The sequence below is a fragment of the Sphingomonas radiodurans genome (genome assembly GCF_020866845.1).
Classification (GTDB): domain Bacteria; phylum Pseudomonadota; class Alphaproteobacteria; order Sphingomonadales; family Sphingomonadaceae; genus Sphingomonas; species Sphingomonas radiodurans.
This window is the reverse complement of the sequence record NZ_CP086594.1, coordinates 3,188,866-3,202,976: the sequence shown is the minus strand read 5'-3', so window position 1 is coordinate 3,202,976 and position 14,111 is coordinate 3,188,866. Positions and strand designations below refer to the sequence as shown.

General features: G+C 66.6%; 15 protein-coding genes. 7 read left to right on the top strand and 8 right to left on the bottom strand.

Annotation, left to right across the window (positions count from 1 at the left end; translation table 11 throughout):
- The first annotated feature begins 88 nt into the window (after positions 1-88).
- Positions 89-1,510: a sigma-54-dependent transcriptional regulator gene (locus LLW23_RS15070; protein ID WP_228946312.1), complete on the top strand. Its 1,422-nt coding sequence runs from the start codon at positions 89-91 to the stop codon at positions 1,508-1,510.
- A 29-nt stretch (positions 1,511-1,539) separates the two neighbouring features.
- On the opposite strand, the gene LLW23_RS15065 is transcribed toward LLW23_RS15070, so the two are convergent.
- A complete protein-coding gene (locus LLW23_RS15065; protein ID WP_228946311.1) occupies positions 1,540-2,649 on the bottom strand; it encodes a DUF5694 domain-containing protein in 1,110 nt (369 codons plus the stop codon).
- Between the two features lie 162 nt (positions 2,650-2,811).
- On the opposite strand from LLW23_RS15065, the gene LLW23_RS15060 reads away from it, so the two are divergent.
- Both LLW23_RS15060 and phhA read left to right on the top strand, forming a co-directional pair.
- The gene (locus tag LLW23_RS15060; protein ID WP_228946310.1) at positions 2,812-3,606 is read left to right on the top strand and encodes a Coq4 family protein; all 795 of its coding nucleotides are present in this window, start codon (positions 2,812-2,814) and stop codon (positions 3,604-3,606) included.
- A 71-nt stretch (positions 3,607-3,677) separates the two neighbouring features.
- Positions 3,678-4,547 carry a phenylalanine 4-monooxygenase gene (gene phhA, locus LLW23_RS15055; RefSeq protein ID WP_228946309.1) on the top strand — a complete coding sequence of 290 codons (870 nt, stop codon included), beginning with the start codon at positions 3,678-3,680 and terminating at the stop codon, positions 4,545-4,547.
- A gap of 123 nt (positions 4,548-4,670) precedes the next feature.
- Here the strand turns inward: phhA and LLW23_RS15050 are convergent, their stop codons facing one another.
- From LLW23_RS15050 to LLW23_RS17560, 4 genes are read right to left on the bottom strand one after another with little or no spacing between them, the layout of a single operon-like run.
- Positions 4,671-5,606, bottom strand: a complete 936-nt coding sequence (locus LLW23_RS15050; protein ID WP_228946308.1) for a 50S ribosomal protein L11 methyltransferase — start codon at positions 5,604-5,606, stop codon at positions 4,671-4,673.
- Positions 5,596-6,297 carry an SDR family NAD(P)-dependent oxidoreductase gene (locus tag LLW23_RS15045; protein WP_228946307.1) on the bottom strand — a complete coding sequence of 234 codons (702 nt, stop codon included), beginning with the start codon at positions 6,295-6,297 and terminating at the stop codon, positions 5,596-5,598. Before LLW23_RS15045 ends, LLW23_RS15050 begins: the two co-directional genes overlap by 11 nt.
- A gap of 56 nt (positions 6,298-6,353) precedes the next feature.
- On the bottom strand, positions 6,354-7,724 hold the full coding sequence (locus tag LLW23_RS15040; RefSeq protein ID WP_228946306.1) for a methyl-accepting chemotaxis protein: 1,371 nt from the start codon (positions 7,722-7,724) through the stop codon (positions 6,354-6,356).
- Positions 7,725-7,769: 45 nt separating this feature from the next.
- Entirely contained in the window at positions 7,770-9,146 is a 1,377-nt protein-coding gene (locus tag LLW23_RS17560; protein ID WP_270049241.1) for a methyl-accepting chemotaxis protein, read from the bottom strand.
- A gap of 150 nt (positions 9,147-9,296) precedes the next feature.
- Here LLW23_RS17560 and sdhC point away from each other — a divergent pair, with 150 nt between their 5' ends.
- Genes sdhC through sdhA form a run of 3 tightly spaced genes read left to right on the top strand, consistent with a single transcriptional unit; the run spans position 9,297 to position 11,904 of the window.
- Positions 9,297-9,722, top strand: a complete 426-nt coding sequence (gene sdhC / locus LLW23_RS15030; protein ID WP_408641976.1) for a succinate dehydrogenase, cytochrome b556 subunit — start codon at positions 9,297-9,299, stop codon at positions 9,720-9,722.
- The gene (gene sdhD / locus LLW23_RS15025; RefSeq protein WP_228946305.1) at positions 9,722-10,102 is read left to right on the top strand and encodes a succinate dehydrogenase, hydrophobic membrane anchor protein; all 381 of its coding nucleotides are present in this window, start codon (positions 9,722-9,724) and stop codon (positions 10,100-10,102) included. The genes sdhC and sdhD overlap by 1 nt, the downstream gene beginning before the upstream one ends.
- The gene (gene sdhA / locus LLW23_RS15020) at positions 10,102-11,904 is read left to right on the top strand and encodes a succinate dehydrogenase flavoprotein subunit (RefSeq protein ID WP_228946304.1); all 1,803 of its coding nucleotides are present in this window, start codon (positions 10,102-10,104) and stop codon (positions 11,902-11,904) included. Before sdhD ends, sdhA begins: the two co-directional genes overlap by 1 nt.
- Here the strand turns inward: sdhA and brnA are convergent, their stop codons facing one another.
- From brnA to LLW23_RS15010, 3 genes are read right to left on the bottom strand one after another with little or no spacing between them, the layout of a single operon-like run.
- Positions 11,905-12,102 carry a type II toxin-antitoxin system BrnA family antitoxin gene (gene brnA / locus LLW23_RS17710; protein WP_408641975.1) on the bottom strand — a complete coding sequence of 66 codons (198 nt, stop codon included), beginning with the start codon at positions 12,100-12,102 and terminating at the stop codon, positions 11,905-11,907.
- The gene (locus LLW23_RS15015; protein ID WP_228946303.1) at positions 12,092-12,376 is read right to left on the bottom strand and encodes a BrnT family toxin; all 285 of its coding nucleotides are present in this window, start codon (positions 12,374-12,376) and stop codon (positions 12,092-12,094) included. The genes brnA and LLW23_RS15015 overlap by 11 nt, the downstream gene beginning before the upstream one ends.
- 10 nt (positions 12,377-12,386) lie before the next feature.
- Entirely contained in the window at positions 12,387-13,013 is a 627-nt protein-coding gene (locus tag LLW23_RS15010) for a 2-hydroxychromene-2-carboxylate isomerase (protein ID WP_228946302.1), read from the bottom strand.
- 91 nt (positions 13,014-13,104) lie between these two features.
- Between LLW23_RS15010 and LLW23_RS15005 the strand changes: the two genes are divergently transcribed.
- Complete coding sequence (locus LLW23_RS15005; protein WP_228946301.1) at positions 13,105-14,091, top strand: C13 family peptidase; 987 nt, start codon at positions 13,105-13,107, stop codon at positions 14,089-14,091.
- The last annotated feature ends 20 nt before the right edge of the window (positions 14,092-14,111 follow it).

The following is a 14,111-nucleotide window of genomic DNA, read 5'->3' as shown; positions in this document are numbered from 1 at the left end:
CGGCGACGTGCCCAGCCTCAACCCTGCTTAAGGGCGCTTTTACTTGGTGCGGCTAAAGCTGATCCTCGGGACGGAGACGGGACAGGAAATGACGCGAAACGGCCAGCGCATGCTGATGCTGATCGACGACGAACCCGCACAGCGACGGCTGGTGGCGGCACTCGCCTCACGTGGCGGGTGGCGCACGCTGTTCGCGGGCGATTCGGACACCGCCATTGCCACGCTCGGCACGCAGGACGGCATGCAGCTCGATGCGATCGTGCTCGATCACTGGGGCGAGGATGCCGATGCGTCGGCGCTGATCGCGGAGCTGCGCGCGCGTCGCCCGGCGCTGCCGATCCTGGTGCTGACGGCCAACGGCTCGGTCAGCCATGCCGTCAACGCGATGCGCGCGGGCGCGACCGACTTCCTCGTCAAGCCGCTCGCCCCCGAACGGATGCTGCGCGCGCTCGACGCGGCGGTGGTCGGCACGTCCGCAGGCGAGCTGCGACCGCTGACCGAAAAGATCCCGGCCCTGCTCGGCTTCGACGAGATCGTCGGATCCGAACCGCAGTTCCGCGCCGCGCTGGCGATCGCCGCCAAGGCCGCGCGCGCGCGCGTCGCGGTGCTGATCGAAGGGGAAAGCGGCGTCGGCAAGGAAGTGGTCGCCGAGGCGGTCCATGCCGCCAGCCCGCGATCGAAGAAGCCGATGATCACGGTGAACTGCGGCGCGCTGCCCCCCAACCTCGTCGAAAGCGAGCTGTTCGGGCATGAGCGCGGCGCCTTCACCGGCGCGTTCGAGCGCAAGATCGGCAGACTGGTCGATGCCGATGGCGGCACGATCTTCCTCGACGAGATCGGCGAAATGCCGCTCGACGCGCAGGCCAAGCTGCTCGCGATGCTCCAGTCAGGCGAGGCGCATCCGATCGGTGCGCGCCACGCCCGCGAGGTCGACGTGCGCGTCATCGCGGCGACCAACAAGCGGCTGATCGACGAGGTCGAGGCGGGGCGCTTCCGCGAGGATCTCTATTTCCGGCTCAACGTCGTGCAAGTGACGATCCCGCCATTGCGCGAGCGGGCGCAGGACATTCCGGCGCTGGCGCGCCATCTGCTCGCGCGGATCGCGCATCAGCCGGGGCTGAAGGAGCTCGGCATTACCGACGACGCGCTCGCGCTGCTGGTCGATTACGATTGGCCGGGCAACGTGCGCCAGTTGCAGAACGCGCTCTTCCGCGCGGCGGTGCTGTGCGAGGGCGACGCGCTGACCCGCACCGACTTCCCGCAGATCGCGACCGCCAACCGCCGGGTCGATCGCTTGCCCCAGCCGCAGCAAATGGCGACTTCGGGCGGCGTGACGCTGTTCCACCCGGACGGCAATCTGCGCCAGCTTGAGGAAATCGAAGCCGATGTGATCCGGCTAGCCATCGGCCATTATCGCGGGCGGATGACCGAAGTTGCGCGGCGGCTCGGGATCGGCCGTTCGACGCTGTACCGCAAGCTGGGCGAGCTGGGCATCGACAACGCCGCCTGACCCGAGGCGCTCAGCGGGAGCGGCCAGCGTCAGCGCAGCACGATACCGGCATCCGCCAGGCGCACGTCGTGCATCTGGTTGAGGTACGCTTCGTAATAGCCTTTGTGCGAAGCGCCGACGATCGCGAGCAGCCGCGTGCCCGGCTGGCGGGCGAGCACATCGCGAATGTTCGCCACCATGCGGAGGTTGCGCGTCTCCCAATAGCCGACATAGCCGCGCCCGAATTGCTGCGGTGACGGCTCCACCAGTGCCGCGCCGAAATCCGAGCGGTAGGCCAGCGCCGGCGCGTCGGGGGCGTTGTAGGCGCGATACATCGCCAGCACGCCGCCCGGTGCCGCCAGGCCCTTCGCCAGCCGCTCGTTCTCGGCCTGGCGGGCATGCGTCGCCGGACTGTCCCAAGCGCGCATGATCGCATCGCCGGCCGCCTTGCGCTCGGCGGGATCGGCACTCTCGGGGCTATCGGCGGAATGATCGTCCACGCTCCACACGCGCTCCAGCCCGAGCCGGGCCGCCAGCGCTGCGGCGATCAGGCTGGTTTCGTTGCGCTCCACCCGCAGCTTTTCCAGCGCAGCGACCAATGCGTCGTCGAGGCCGTCGCCCGGCCGCCGCTCCGCCGGTGGCAGCCGCAGCCACTGGACCAAAGCCGAGCCGCGCTCCCCAGCCGCCATGAAAATCGCCGCCAGATGCCGCCGCTGCGCGGGCGACGGCGCGGCCGGCCATGCCGCCAGCAGCCGCTCGGCCTCGGCATTGGCGGCGGGCACGTCGAGCCCGGTCGCGCGGAATGCCGCCGCTGGATCGGAGCAATAATCCTTCACCGTCGCCGCGTAGCGCGACGGGTGACGCCGCAAGCTGTCGCATTGCAGCCCCGACAGATCCTCGGTCGCGATACCCGTCGGCTGCCACGCCGCGAGCCGATCGAGCAGTGGCGCGAGCAGCGTTGCCGAGAAATCCTTGCCCAGCGTCGACAGGTGCGTCGTGCCCAGCACCAGCACCTCGTTCGGCCGTCCTGGCGGCGGCCCCTTCAACGTGTCGGGCCGGAACGCCGGCCGATAATCCTGCGCCTGCGCGGCACACGTCGCGGCCAGCAACATCAACATGGCGAGCGGAGAAGCGAAGCGTTCAAGAAGCAACATAAACATTTGTTAGCCACAGTGTGCTGGTCATGCAATACACTGATTGCCGGCGCTCCCGCGTGAAATCATCGCTCCATGGTCGGCGTCCCCGCCAGACGCTTGCCGACCCGCCTTGACGAACATTCGCAAATCGCTTACTGACAACACTGTCAATAAGGAGCCGAATCGATGGCCGCTACGCTTCCCCCCTTCCCCGGCACGACCGGTCGGCGCGACTGGCGCACGGCGTTCGATGCGATCAAGAAGCTGCTGAACAACGGCGACGATACCGTGCAGGTGTTCCGCATCATGCGTGCGCTCAACACGGGCAGCACCGAATGGGGCTATGCCAAGCTGCTCGCGACGCCCGAGGGCGGCCGCATCGCGCTGGAGCAGGCAAACCTCGCCGAGCGGTTTTCCGATCGTGAGTGGGTCAACAGCTTCGCACCCGGCACCGTCGGCGCGGCCTATCGCGACTTCCTCGACAGCACCGGCTATTCGGCTGACGGCCTCGTCGAAGTCAGCAAGGTCGGCAACGACAATGCCGAGATCGAACATCCCTATGCCTGGTTCGGCCGCCGCACGCGCGACATGCACGACATCTGGCACGTGCTGACCGGCTACAAGGCTGACGAGAGCCTGGGCGAGGCGGCGCTGGTGGCGTTCAGCTATGCGCAGGTTGGCGGGCTCGGCTGGGCCTTCATCGGCAGCGCGGCGGCGCTGAAGAGCTTCGGCGTCACCAAGAACACGCTGTTCGCGCGTGCCGTGGCCGAAGGGTACCAGCGCGGCAAGCAGGCCAAGTGGCTTGCGGGGGAGGACATCCTGAAGCTGATGGACGAGCCGATCGGCGCCGCCCGCAAGCGGCTCGGGCTGACCGAGCCGGTAATCTACAAGCGCGCGCAGCGCGAGCTTGGCGAAGAGATGGCGTCGTACCTCAGCGCACGCCGCGAAGAAGCGGCCGAGCCGCAGCGGCTCGCGGCATAAACCTCGCCGTCATGCCGGGATACGCCCGGCATGACGGTGGTGGTTGCGGCGCAGCATGCTATGCGCTTGAGATGGCCGATACCTCCACGCTTCTGACCCCGCCGCCCGGCACCGCTGCCGACTGGACCGTGCCGCAGGATTGGTCGCATTACACCGCGCAAGAGCACGCGACGTGGGACACGCTGTTCGCGCGTCAGGCGAAGCTGCTGCCCGGGCGCGCGTCCGACGCGTGGCTGCGCGGGCTCGACGTGCTTAAGCTATCGAAGCCGGGCATTCCGGACTTCGCAGAATTGTCCGACCGGCTGATGGACCTTACCGGCTGGCAAGTCGTCGCGGTGCCGGGGCTGGTACCGGACGAGGTGTTTTTCGATCACATGGCGAACCGGCGGTTCGTCGCCGGCAATTTCATCCGCCGCCCCGACCAGCTCGATTACCTGCAGGAGCCGGACGTTTTCCATGATGTGTTCGGCCATGTGCCCATGCTGGCCGATCCGGTGTTCGCCGACTACCTCGAAGCCTATGGCCGCGGCGGGCAGCGCGCGATGCAGCATGATGCGCTGAAGTATCTCGGGCGGCTCTACTGGTATACGGTCGAGTTCGGGCTAATCGCGGAGCCCGAAGGTTTGCGCATCTACGGTTCCGGGATCGTCTCGAGCTACGCGGAGAGCCGCTTTGCGCTCGACGATCCATCGCCGCATCGGCTGCAGTTCGATCTCGCGCGAGTGATGCGCACGGATTATCGGATCGACGATTTCCAGCAGAATTATTTCGTCGTGCCGAGCTTCGACGCGTTGCTGCGCGCGACGGTCGAGACCGACTTTGCGCCGCTGTACGAGATGATCAAGGAGCAGCCGGAGATCGCGGTGGCGGAGATCGTCACCGAGGACGAGGTGATCACGCGGGGCACGCAGGAATATGCGCGGGGGAAATTGGCATCCTAACATTCGTCACCCCGGGCTTGTCCCGGGGTCCACGGTTCCGCGGACGCAACACCTGCAGCGCTCGCGGCGGCGTGGATGCCGGGACGAGCCCGGCGTGACGGTTGGGGCAGGCGACGGCAGCCTTTAGATATCCAGCGCCCACCCGTCCCGTCCCTTCGGATCAGGCGCACGCTCCGGAACATAGCGTAGCGCGCCGGCGGCAAGGCGCAGGATCGTCCAATCACCGCGCGTGTCGGCATCTTCCAGGCTGCAGCCGCATTCCGCAAAGGCGGTGATCACCGCCTCGCGCTGCGTTTCCAGCAGCCCCGCCAGTACGATCGTCGCCCCGGGGTCCGCGATCGCGGCGAGTTCGGGCGCCATCGACACGAGCGGCCCGGCCAGGATGTTGGCGATCACCAGATCGTACGGTGCATGCGCGGTGATGGCGTCGCTGAGCGCGCCGTCGGCGACGATCAGCTCGACGCCTGCGATGTCGTTCGCGATTGCGTTGGCCTGCGTTACCTCGATTGCGGCGGGATCGATGTCGGTCGCGACGACCCGTGCGTTCGGCCACAGATGCGCCGCGGCGAAGGCGAGCACGCCCGTGCCGGTGCCGACATCGATGATGCTGGCAAACGCGCGCTCGGCCAGCCCGTCGAGCATCGCGAGGCAGCCGCTGGTGGTCGCGTGATGCCCGGTGCCGAAAGCGCGGCCAGCGTCGATCAACAGCGCCCTACCCCCCTCGGGTGCCTCCGTCGGGTGTGCGCTGGTGTGGACGACGAAGCGGCCTTCGCGAATCGGCTCCAGCCCCTCCTGCGACAACGCGACCCAGTCCTGCGCGACGATCGGGGCGACCGCGGGCGCCGTACCCGCGGCGCTCGGCACCAACGCGCTGATCGCGGCCAGCGTCGCCGCATCGGGCTCGTGCTCGAGATAAGCGTCGAGCCGCCAACGCTCGACATCGTCCTCGACCTCCTCGGTGGTCATCAGCACGGCGTCGATCGTGAGATCGTCGGCGGCATCGATCGCCTCCGCCTCGGCACGGGTGCAGGGCAGCGTGACCTTCCAGCTATCGGACATAGCTTGCTCCGTTAACGTCGAGCACCGAACCGGTCATCGACGCCGGCGCGTCGAGCGCGAGCCAGCGCGCCATTTCGGCGACCTCATCAGGCATCGCCACGCGCCCGAGCGGGATGTCGGCGAGCAATTTGTCACCGCCACGGCTGGCGAGATAATCGTCGGCCATCCCGGTCATGGTGAAGCCGGGGCAAATTGCGAAGGCGAGAATGCCGTCCTTCGCGTAAGCGCGCGCGATCGTCTTGGTCATTGCCAGCATGCCGGCCTTGGAGGCAGCGTAATGCCAGTGCGCCGGGCTGTCGCCACGATGCGCCGCGCGGCTCGCGACGTTGACGATCCGTCCCGGCACGCCGCGCTCCTGCCAGTGAAGCACCGCCAAGCGGCACAGTTCGGCGGAGGCGGTGAGGTTGATGCGCATCGTACGCTCCCAGCTCGCGTGCCAGGCCGCGTCGTCGGCCTCGATCGGATTCGCCTCGAAGACGCCCGCGTTGTTGATCAGCACGTCGATCGTGCCGAGCCGGTCGCGTGCGGCGTGCCACAAGGCCGAAGCCGCCCCGGGCTGGTCGAGATCAGCGCCGATCGTGTCGGTGCCGTCCTGGCTCGCATGGCCGACGACAGTCGCCTGGGGCGCAAGCGCGGCGCGGATCGCGGCGCCGATCCCGCGCGAGGCGCCGGTGAGAAGGATGTTGGTCATGCCGCGGCCATAGACTCCGCCGCCCGTGCGCTCAATTCCTGCCGCCGGGTAACCCGTTACGCCACCTGAGTGGAGAACTCCTCCGCAGCAGTGCGCAACAGGATCACGCGCTCGTCAATCGCCGCAAAGTCGGTGCCGAGCGCGTCGAAGTCGCGCGCGAACGTCTGGCCGTCACGCATGATCGTGGTCATGTTGCCAGCCGTCGCGTCGGCCGCGAGCGCGGTTTCGTCGACCGCGGCGGTGATCGCCGTCACCGTCTGCGCCTGTGCTTCCATCGCGTGCCGGATGCGCGTGGCCGAAACCTGCACCTCGCCGATCGTGGCGCGAATCCCCGCGCTGGTATCGACCGTGACTTGCGTAGCCGACTGGATCGCGGCGATCTTGCCGGCAATGTCGTCGGTGGCGCGCGCGGTCTGGTTGGCGAGGCTCTTAACCTCCTGCGCCACCACCGCAAAGCCGCGGCCGGCATCCCCTGCCCGCGCCGCCTCGATCGTGGCGTTGAGCGCGAGCAGATTAGTCTGCCCCGCGATGTCGCGGATCAGGCTGAGGATCGATTCGATCGATTTGGCATGATCACTTAGCGCCTCGCTGACGCCGACCGCCTGATCGGCCTGCCCCGCCGCGCGCGTCGCGATCTCCGCAGCGGTTTCGACTTCGGCACGGGCATCTTCGATCGCGCGGATCAGCCCGGCCGCGGTGGAGGCGGCGTCGCGCATCGCCATCGCGGATTCCTCCGCTGCGGCCGCGACCTCGGCGCCGCGACCGATCATCGAGCTGGCGGATCGCGCCGCGTTCGCCGCTTGCGTGCGGAGCCGTTCGCCAAGCGCGGCGGCACCATCGATCGCGCCCGCGATATGATCGCGGAACGCCTGTGCGTGCGCGGCGCGCTCCTGCGCCACGCGTTCGCTATCGGTGCGCGCCAGATACGCCGACATGATGTCCGCCTCGATCAGCGCAAGCCGCTGCACCACGTCGGCAAGCCGCCGCATCCGTCCAATGTCACCATCGACGCGCGCCTCGATGACCGCCAGCGTATGGGCATGAGCAAAGGCCAGCGCCGCCGTCAGCGCCGCGAGCGGCACACCGGACACGCGTGACATATCGGCGTGCTTTTCCGCCGCCACCTTCCACGCCTCGTCGAACGGTGCGGTATATTTCATCCGCATATAGCGCGAACTGCGCGCGCGCTGCTTTTCATGCCAGGCCGGATTGACCAGCGGCAGGATATGCCGAGTGGCCGGCAATGCCAGATAATGGCTCCAGAACGCCACAGCGATCGCATCGCAATCCGCGCCGGTCAGCAGCGCGTCGATTTCCGCCGCGCCGGGCGCAATCCCCCTGTCCCAATCATATTCGTTCACGTGAGCGGCAAGCGCCCGAGCCTGGCCACCCCAGCCACCGAGTGTCATCGTCGGCTCTTCAGCCATCCCTACCTCCTGCGTCGTGCGGTCATGCGGCACGATCGACTTTACTCAGGCCGCGACGCGCGCGGCGAAATCCCCGGCGCTGCCGTTGAGCAGCCCCAGCCGCCCGGCGAGACGATCGAAACCGGCACCTAAAGAATCGATCTCGCCAGCGACTGACTCGGTATCGGTGTGGATCGCCGCGATCGTGTCGGACATCGAATCCGCGGCGAGCGCCGTCTCATCGACTGCTGCGGTGATCGCGGTGACGGTCTGCGCCTGCGCCTCCATCGCGTGGCGGATGCGCGTGGCCGACACCTGCACCTCGCCGATCGTGGCGCGGATGCCGGCGCTGGTATCTACCGTCACCTTTGTGGCTGACTGAATCGCGGCGATCTTGCCCGCGATATCGTCCGTGGCGCGCGCGGTCTGGTTGGCGAGGCTCTTCACTTCCTGTGCGACGACCGCGAAGCCGCGACCGGCATCCCCCGCCCGCGCCGCCTCGATCGTGGCGTTCAGTGCCAGCAGGTTCGTCTGCCCTGCGATGTCGCGGATCAGGCTGAGGATGGATTCAATTGACTTGGCATGGTCACTCAATGCGCCGCTGACGCCGACTGCCTGCTCGGCCTGCCCGGCAGCGCGCGTCGCGATTTCCGCGGCGGCCTCCACTTCGGCGCGGGCGTCTTCGATGGCGCGGATCAGCCCGGCGGCGGTCGAGGCGGCATCGCGCATCGCGACGGCGGATTGCTCGGCTGCCGCAGCGACTTCGCTCGCCTTGCCGAGCACGCCGCGAGCCGACGCCGACGCTCCGGAGGCCTGGATGCGCAGGTGACCGCCCTCGGCCGTGGCTTCCTCGACCGTAGCGGCGATACCGACGCGGAAATCCGCGGCCAGTCGATCACGTGACGACCGGGCGCTATGCTTGCGATAATCACTGTAGATCGCGACGGTGATCTCGCCTTCAAGCGCCGACAGTCGCATCAGCGTGTCGATCATCTCGGGCAGACGCGCATCCCCGGCGGGACAGCGACGCAACAGCACGCCGAGCGCCGCGCGATCGCTCGCGCTGATCATCGACAGCAGCGCCATCGGCGTTACCTCCGCCTGATAAGCCGCGGCGACCGATCGCTCGATCGATTCGATCCACTCGCGCTGGGCGGTGGCGAGGAAGCGGTTGCGCAGGAACGTGCAGCCGATGTCGATCATCTTTTCGGTATCATGCGCCGCCCAGATGCGGCGATCGTCGAAGCAGCGCAGCCATTGCTGCCAATAAGCCTCGGAAATGCTGCGGATCTCGGGCTCGATCGCTGCCCAGACCGCGCGGCTGGTTGCTGCCAGCGTGTGATCGAAATCGAAGACGCGCAGGCGAGCCTCCAGATCGATCTCGCGCGTGATGACGCCCAGCGCTGGCAGATCGTCGGACAAGGCGGTGTGCTCCCGGGTCATGGTGACACCGGCCTAGCGGCGGAGTGGTTAAACGTGGGTTAGGACGGCGGCGCTGCAATCGTCTCGCAGGAGGATGCGCCGGGTTGCATCATGGGGGTGTGCGCCGCATATGCCGCGCCGATCCATCGGCTCATCGCAGGAAGTTACGCCTTGGCCTCTAAGCCCGCTCGACCAAAAAGCCCGCACCTGTTCGCCGGTCCACTCGCGATCCATTATCGCTGGAGCCCGGCGATGACGGTGTCGATCCTGCACCGCGCGACTGGCAGCGGGATGGCGACGGTCGGCGCATTGCTGCTCGTGTGGTTCCTGGCGGCGCTCGCTTCGGGTTCCGAGGCGTACGCCGATTTCCGCAACGTGTTCACCTATGCCGATGGCCGCCTCAACATCATCGGCTGGGTGCTCGGGGTCGGGCTCACCTATTCGCTGTTCCAGCATATGATGAGCGGCATCCGCCATCTGGTGATGGATACCGGCGCCGGGTTCGAGCTGAAGCTCAACCAGAACCTCGCACGGCTCACCTTCGTCGGCGCGGCGGTTCTGACGCTCGCCTTCTGGCTTTACGTAGGGACCAAGTAATGGGGTCGGGAACGTCGATCGGCCGCGTCCGCGGCCTTGGCAGCGCGCACGAGGGCACGCATCACTGGTGGCACCAGAAGATCACCGCGGGATCGAACATCCTGCTGATGAGCTGGCTGCTGATCTCGCTCGCACGGCGCCCGGCCTATGATTACGGCGCGATGCGCGACTGGTTGTCGTCCGCCTGGGTCGCAGTGCCGATGCTGCTGCTGGTGCTGTCGGTGTTCTACCACTTCCGCATCGGCCTGCAGGTGGTGATCGAAGATTATCAGCGTGACGAACGTCGTATTGTCGCGATGGTACTCCTAAATCTGTTCGTAGCCGCAATCGGCGGCACTGCCGTGTTCGCGATCCTCAAGATCGCGTTTGGAGCCAATTGATGCCTGCCGCCTACCAGATTATCGATCATACTTACGACGCAGTTGTCGTCGGCGCCGGCGGTTCGGGCCTGCGCGCCACCATGGGCATCGCCGAGAGCGGCCTGAAAACCGCGTGCATCACAAAGGTTTTTCCGACGCGCAGCCACACGGTTGCAGCGCAAGGCGGCATCGCCGCGAGCCTCGGCAACAATTCGCCCGATCACTGGTCGTGGCATATGTACGATACCGTCAAGGGCTCGGACTGGCTCGGCGACCAGGACGCGATCGAATATATGGTGCGCGAGGCCCCAGCTGCGGTCTACGAACTCGAGCACGCCGGCGTGCCCTTCAGCCGCAACGAGAATGGCACGATCTACCAGCGCCCGTTCGGCGGCCACATGCAGAACATGGGCGAAGGGCCTCCCGTTCAGCGCACGGCGGCGGCCGCGGACCGTACCGGCCACGCCATGCTGCACGCGCTGTACCAGCAGAGCCTGAAGTATAATTCGGACTTCTACGTCGAATATTTCGCGCTCGACCTGATCATGGAGAACGGCACATGCCGCGGCGTGATCGCGCTGAACATGGAAACCGGTCAGATCCACCGCTTCCGCGCGCATGCGGTGGTGCTGGCGACGGGCGGCGGCGGGCGCGTGTATCAGTCGGCGACATCGGCGCACACGTGCACCGGTGACGGCAATGCCATGGCGCTGCGCGCCGGGCTGCCGCTGCAGGACATGGAGTTCGTCCAGTTCCACCCGACCGGCATCTATGGCGCGGGCGTGCTGATCACCGAGGGTGCGCGCGGCGAAGGCGGCTATCTCACCAATTCCGAAGGCGAGCGTTTCATGGAGCGTTACGCCCCCAGCGCGAAGGATCTTGCCAGCCGAGACGTCGTGTCGCGCTCGATGGCAGCCGAAATGCGCGAAGGCCGCGGCGTGGGCAAGGAGAAGGACCATATCTTCCTTCACCTCGACCATATCGATCCCAAGGTGCTCGCCGAGCGCCTGCCCGGCATCACCGAGACTGGCAAGATCTTCGCCGGTGTCGACCTCACGCGCCAGCCGCTGCCGGTGACGCCAACCGTCCACTACAACATGGGCGGCATCCCGACGAACTATCACGGCGAAGTCGTTCAGATGACGAACGGCGATCCGGATGCGATCGTCCCCGGCCTGTTCGCGGTTGGCGAGGCGGCCTGCGTGTCGGTCCATGGCGCCAACCGCCTCGGATCGAACTCGCTGATCGACCTCGTGGTGTTCGGCCGTGCGACCGGGCTGCGGCTGAAGGAAACGCTGAAGCCCAATACGACGCACAATCCGCTGCCCAAGGGCTCGGAAGAGATGGCGCTGGGCCGGCTCGATCATTTCCGCAACGCTGCGGGCAGCATTCCGACGTCGAAGATCCGCGCCGAGATGCAGCGCACGATGCAGCGCCACGCTGCGGTGTTCCGCGACAGCGAATTGCTGGCCGAAGGCGTCACCAAGATCGATGCGACCTATCAGTCGATGCAGGACATCGGCATCAAGGATCGCTCGATGATCTGGAACACCGATCTGGTCGAGACGCTCGAGCTCGACAATTTGATCGGCCAAGCAGTGGTGACGATGCGTTGCGCGGACAACCGCAAGGAAAGCCGCGGCGCGCACATGCACGAGGACTTCCCCGAGCGCGACGACGCCAACTGGATGAAGCACACGACCGCGACGTTCGACGGATGGGGCGGCAAGGGCGGCACCTGCGCGATCGATTATCGCCCGGTGCACGATTACACGCTCACCGACGACGCCGAGTATATCAAGCCGAAGAAGCGGGTTTATTGATTAGCGAGCGGCTTCCAGTCGATCGGCTAGCCACATATTGATAAGCGCTTGACGCGATACACCACGGCGAGTGGCGTTCGCGTCAAGCCGCTTCACCATCCAAAGCGGCATGCTGAGACTAACTTCGGTCGATGCATTGAGGCGTTCGGCGGAAGACCAGTCGATCAGATGATCAATGTCTTCCCCGTTATCGAACATCTGGTCGAATTCGGCGACGCTCGTAGGCCATTTCTTCGCTTGATCGCGAACGTCGGACGGAAATGATGCGGATGTCTCCGCCTCGGTAGGTGACGATTGCCGTCCATCGACGCCGTTGCCATTGTCCAACGAAAATATGTCTCGTTTCTCCGTCATATTCCACCATGCCCAGATCGGTCAGGTCGACATCATCCCAAAGCGCCTGCGCCTCGATGAAGTCGATCCCATGCTTCAGCTTGTTCGCTTCGCTCTTCGCCGGATCGAATTCGAACATCAGGCGCACGCTAACCTGAAAGTGAGACCGAGCCTATCCCGTTCAAGCGCCGCTCAACCGCCGCGCGCACCAGCGGCATGCGGTCGTTGCCGAAGTACATTTCGTCACCGCCTACAAAGATCGTCGGCGAGCCGAAGCCGCCGCGGGCGATCAGTTCGTCGGTGTTGGCGCGCAGCTGCGCCTTGACCGGGTCGGTCGCGATTGCCGCGAACAGTGCGGCGGCATCCACGCCAGCGGCCGAAGCCACGTCGGCGATCACCGCGTCGTCCGCAATATCGCGATCGTCGGTCCAATAGGCGCGAAAGGCGGCGCGCGCGAACGGCACGCAATCCTGCCCCAGCCAGCAGCAGGCCCGCATCACCTTCACGCTGTTGACCGGGAAGATGCTCGGCGGGAACTTGATCGACAGACCCTGTAGGCGCGCCCAATCCTGCATATCCTTAAGCATGTAGCGTGCCTTCGCAGGAACCGGGTTCTTGCGGCCCTCGTAGACGCTGGCGTTTACTGCGTTGAAGACGCCGCCCACCAGGATCGGGCGCCAGATGATCTCGACCTCCAGCTCGGCGCCAAGCGGCTGGATGCTTTCGAAGCCGAGCCAGGTCCACGGGCTGGAACAGTCGAAGAAGAACTCGATCACGCGTCTCTCCCTTGTCGCGCACGCTAGGCTGCACCCGCCGATACGATCAAGCGATTGACACACGGGCTTCATCATCGCGAGATGCGCGGCGATGAAGAGGCTCGCCACGATCCTGCTCGCCGCGCTCGCGGGAATGGCGCCGGCACAGACCTATCAGCCGCCGCAGCATACCCGCCCCGTCCCGCTCGTCGCGCGTGGCAGCGACGCGGAACTGATGCAGCTCGCCGACCAGGGCGGTGCGATCGAGCACGACCGCTCGGCGGCGTGGCTGCTCGCCGAACATCGCCGATTGGCAACCACGCTCGCGCGGCTGCAGCCGCAGCGCAAGGGGATGGTGGACGCCTATGTCGTCGCGGTCGCGCTCGACAGCGATCCGGTGTTCGGCCGCGAGGCGCGTGAGGCGGCCAAGGTGCTCGGCCGCCGTTACGGCGCGGAGGGCCGCACGATCGTGCTCGCGGGCACCGACGGCGCCGCCGACAGTGCGTTTGCGATGGGCTCGCCGGCAAACATCGAGATGGCGCTCGCCCGCGTCGCCGAAACGATGGACCCGGCGGAGGACGTGCTGGTGCTCTACACCACCAGCCATGGCGCGCGGTACGGCATCGTCTACAATGACGGTGACCAGGGGTTTGGCGCGATTTCGCCGACGCGGCTGTGGAGCACGATGTCGCAACTCGGCATTCGCAATCGCCTGATCATGATCAGCGCCTGCTACGCCGGCGTGTTCGTGCCGCTGCTGTCGAATGACACGACCGCCATCGTCACCGCCGCCTCCGCGAGCAAGACGTCATTCGGGTGCCAGGCGGACAATGACTGGACGTTCTTCGGCGACGCGCTGATCAATCACGCGCTGCGCAAGCCACAGCCGCTCGCCGCGGCGGCGGACGAAGCGGTGCGGACGATCGCCGGCTGGGAGCGCGAGGGGAAGCTCGACCCATCCGATCCGCAAGTGTCGATCGGGCCAGGCGCGGCCGTGTGGCTCGCGGCGCTCGATGCGCGGGCGCCCAAGGTGGCGAGCGCGCCGGTGGGGCGGCCAGCCAATGCGGTGCTGGAGACCGCCGGAACCAACAATAATTAACTTTTGCCGGAACCCTCTTC

What these genes read in the sequence shown, in the direction of transcription:
- phhA (WP_228946309.1), top strand. Translation starts at nt 3,678, where the DNA reads ATGGCCGATACCTCCACGCTTCTGACCCCGCCGCCCGGCACCGCTGCC.
- sdhD (WP_228946305.1), top strand. Translation starts at nt 9,722, where the DNA reads ATGGGGTCGGGAACGTCGATCGGCCGCGTCCGCGGCCTTGGCAGCGCG.
- LLW23_RS15045 (WP_228946307.1), bottom strand. Translation starts at nt 6,297, where the DNA reads ATGACCAACATCCTTCTCACCGGCGCCTCGCGCGGGATCGGCGCCGCG.
- LLW23_RS17560 (WP_270049241.1), bottom strand. Translation starts at nt 9,146, where the DNA reads ATGACCCGGGAGCACACCGCCTTGTCCGACGATCTGCCAGCGCTGGGC.
- LLW23_RS15040 (WP_228946306.1), bottom strand. Translation starts at nt 7,724, where the DNA reads ATGGCTGAAGAGCCGACGATGACACTCGGTGGCTGGGGTGGCCAGGCT.
- LLW23_RS15070 (WP_228946312.1), top strand. Translation starts at nt 89, where the DNA reads ATGACGCGAAACGGCCAGCGCATGCTGATGCTGATCGACGACGAACCC.
- LLW23_RS15005 (WP_228946301.1), top strand. Translation starts at nt 13,105, where the DNA reads ATGAAGAGGCTCGCCACGATCCTGCTCGCCGCGCTCGCGGGAATGGCG.
- LLW23_RS15050 (WP_228946308.1), bottom strand. Translation starts at nt 5,606, where the DNA reads ATGTCCGATAGCTGGAAGGTCACGCTGCCCTGCACCCGTGCCGAGGCG.
- LLW23_RS15060 (WP_228946310.1), top strand. Translation starts at nt 2,812, where the DNA reads ATGGCCGCTACGCTTCCCCCCTTCCCCGGCACGACCGGTCGGCGCGAC.
- brnA (WP_408641975.1), bottom strand. Translation starts at nt 12,102, where the DNA reads ATGTTCGATAACGGGGAAGACATTGATCATCTGATCGACTGGTCTTCC.
- LLW23_RS15015 (WP_228946303.1), bottom strand. Translation starts at nt 12,376, where the DNA reads ATGTTCGAATTCGATCCGGCGAAGAGCGAAGCGAACAAGCTGAAGCAT.
- sdhA (WP_228946304.1), top strand. Translation starts at nt 10,102, where the DNA reads ATGCCTGCCGCCTACCAGATTATCGATCATACTTACGACGCAGTTGTC.
- LLW23_RS15065 (WP_228946311.1), bottom strand. Translation starts at nt 2,649, where the DNA reads ATGTTTATGTTGCTTCTTGAACGCTTCGCTTCTCCGCTCGCCATGTTG.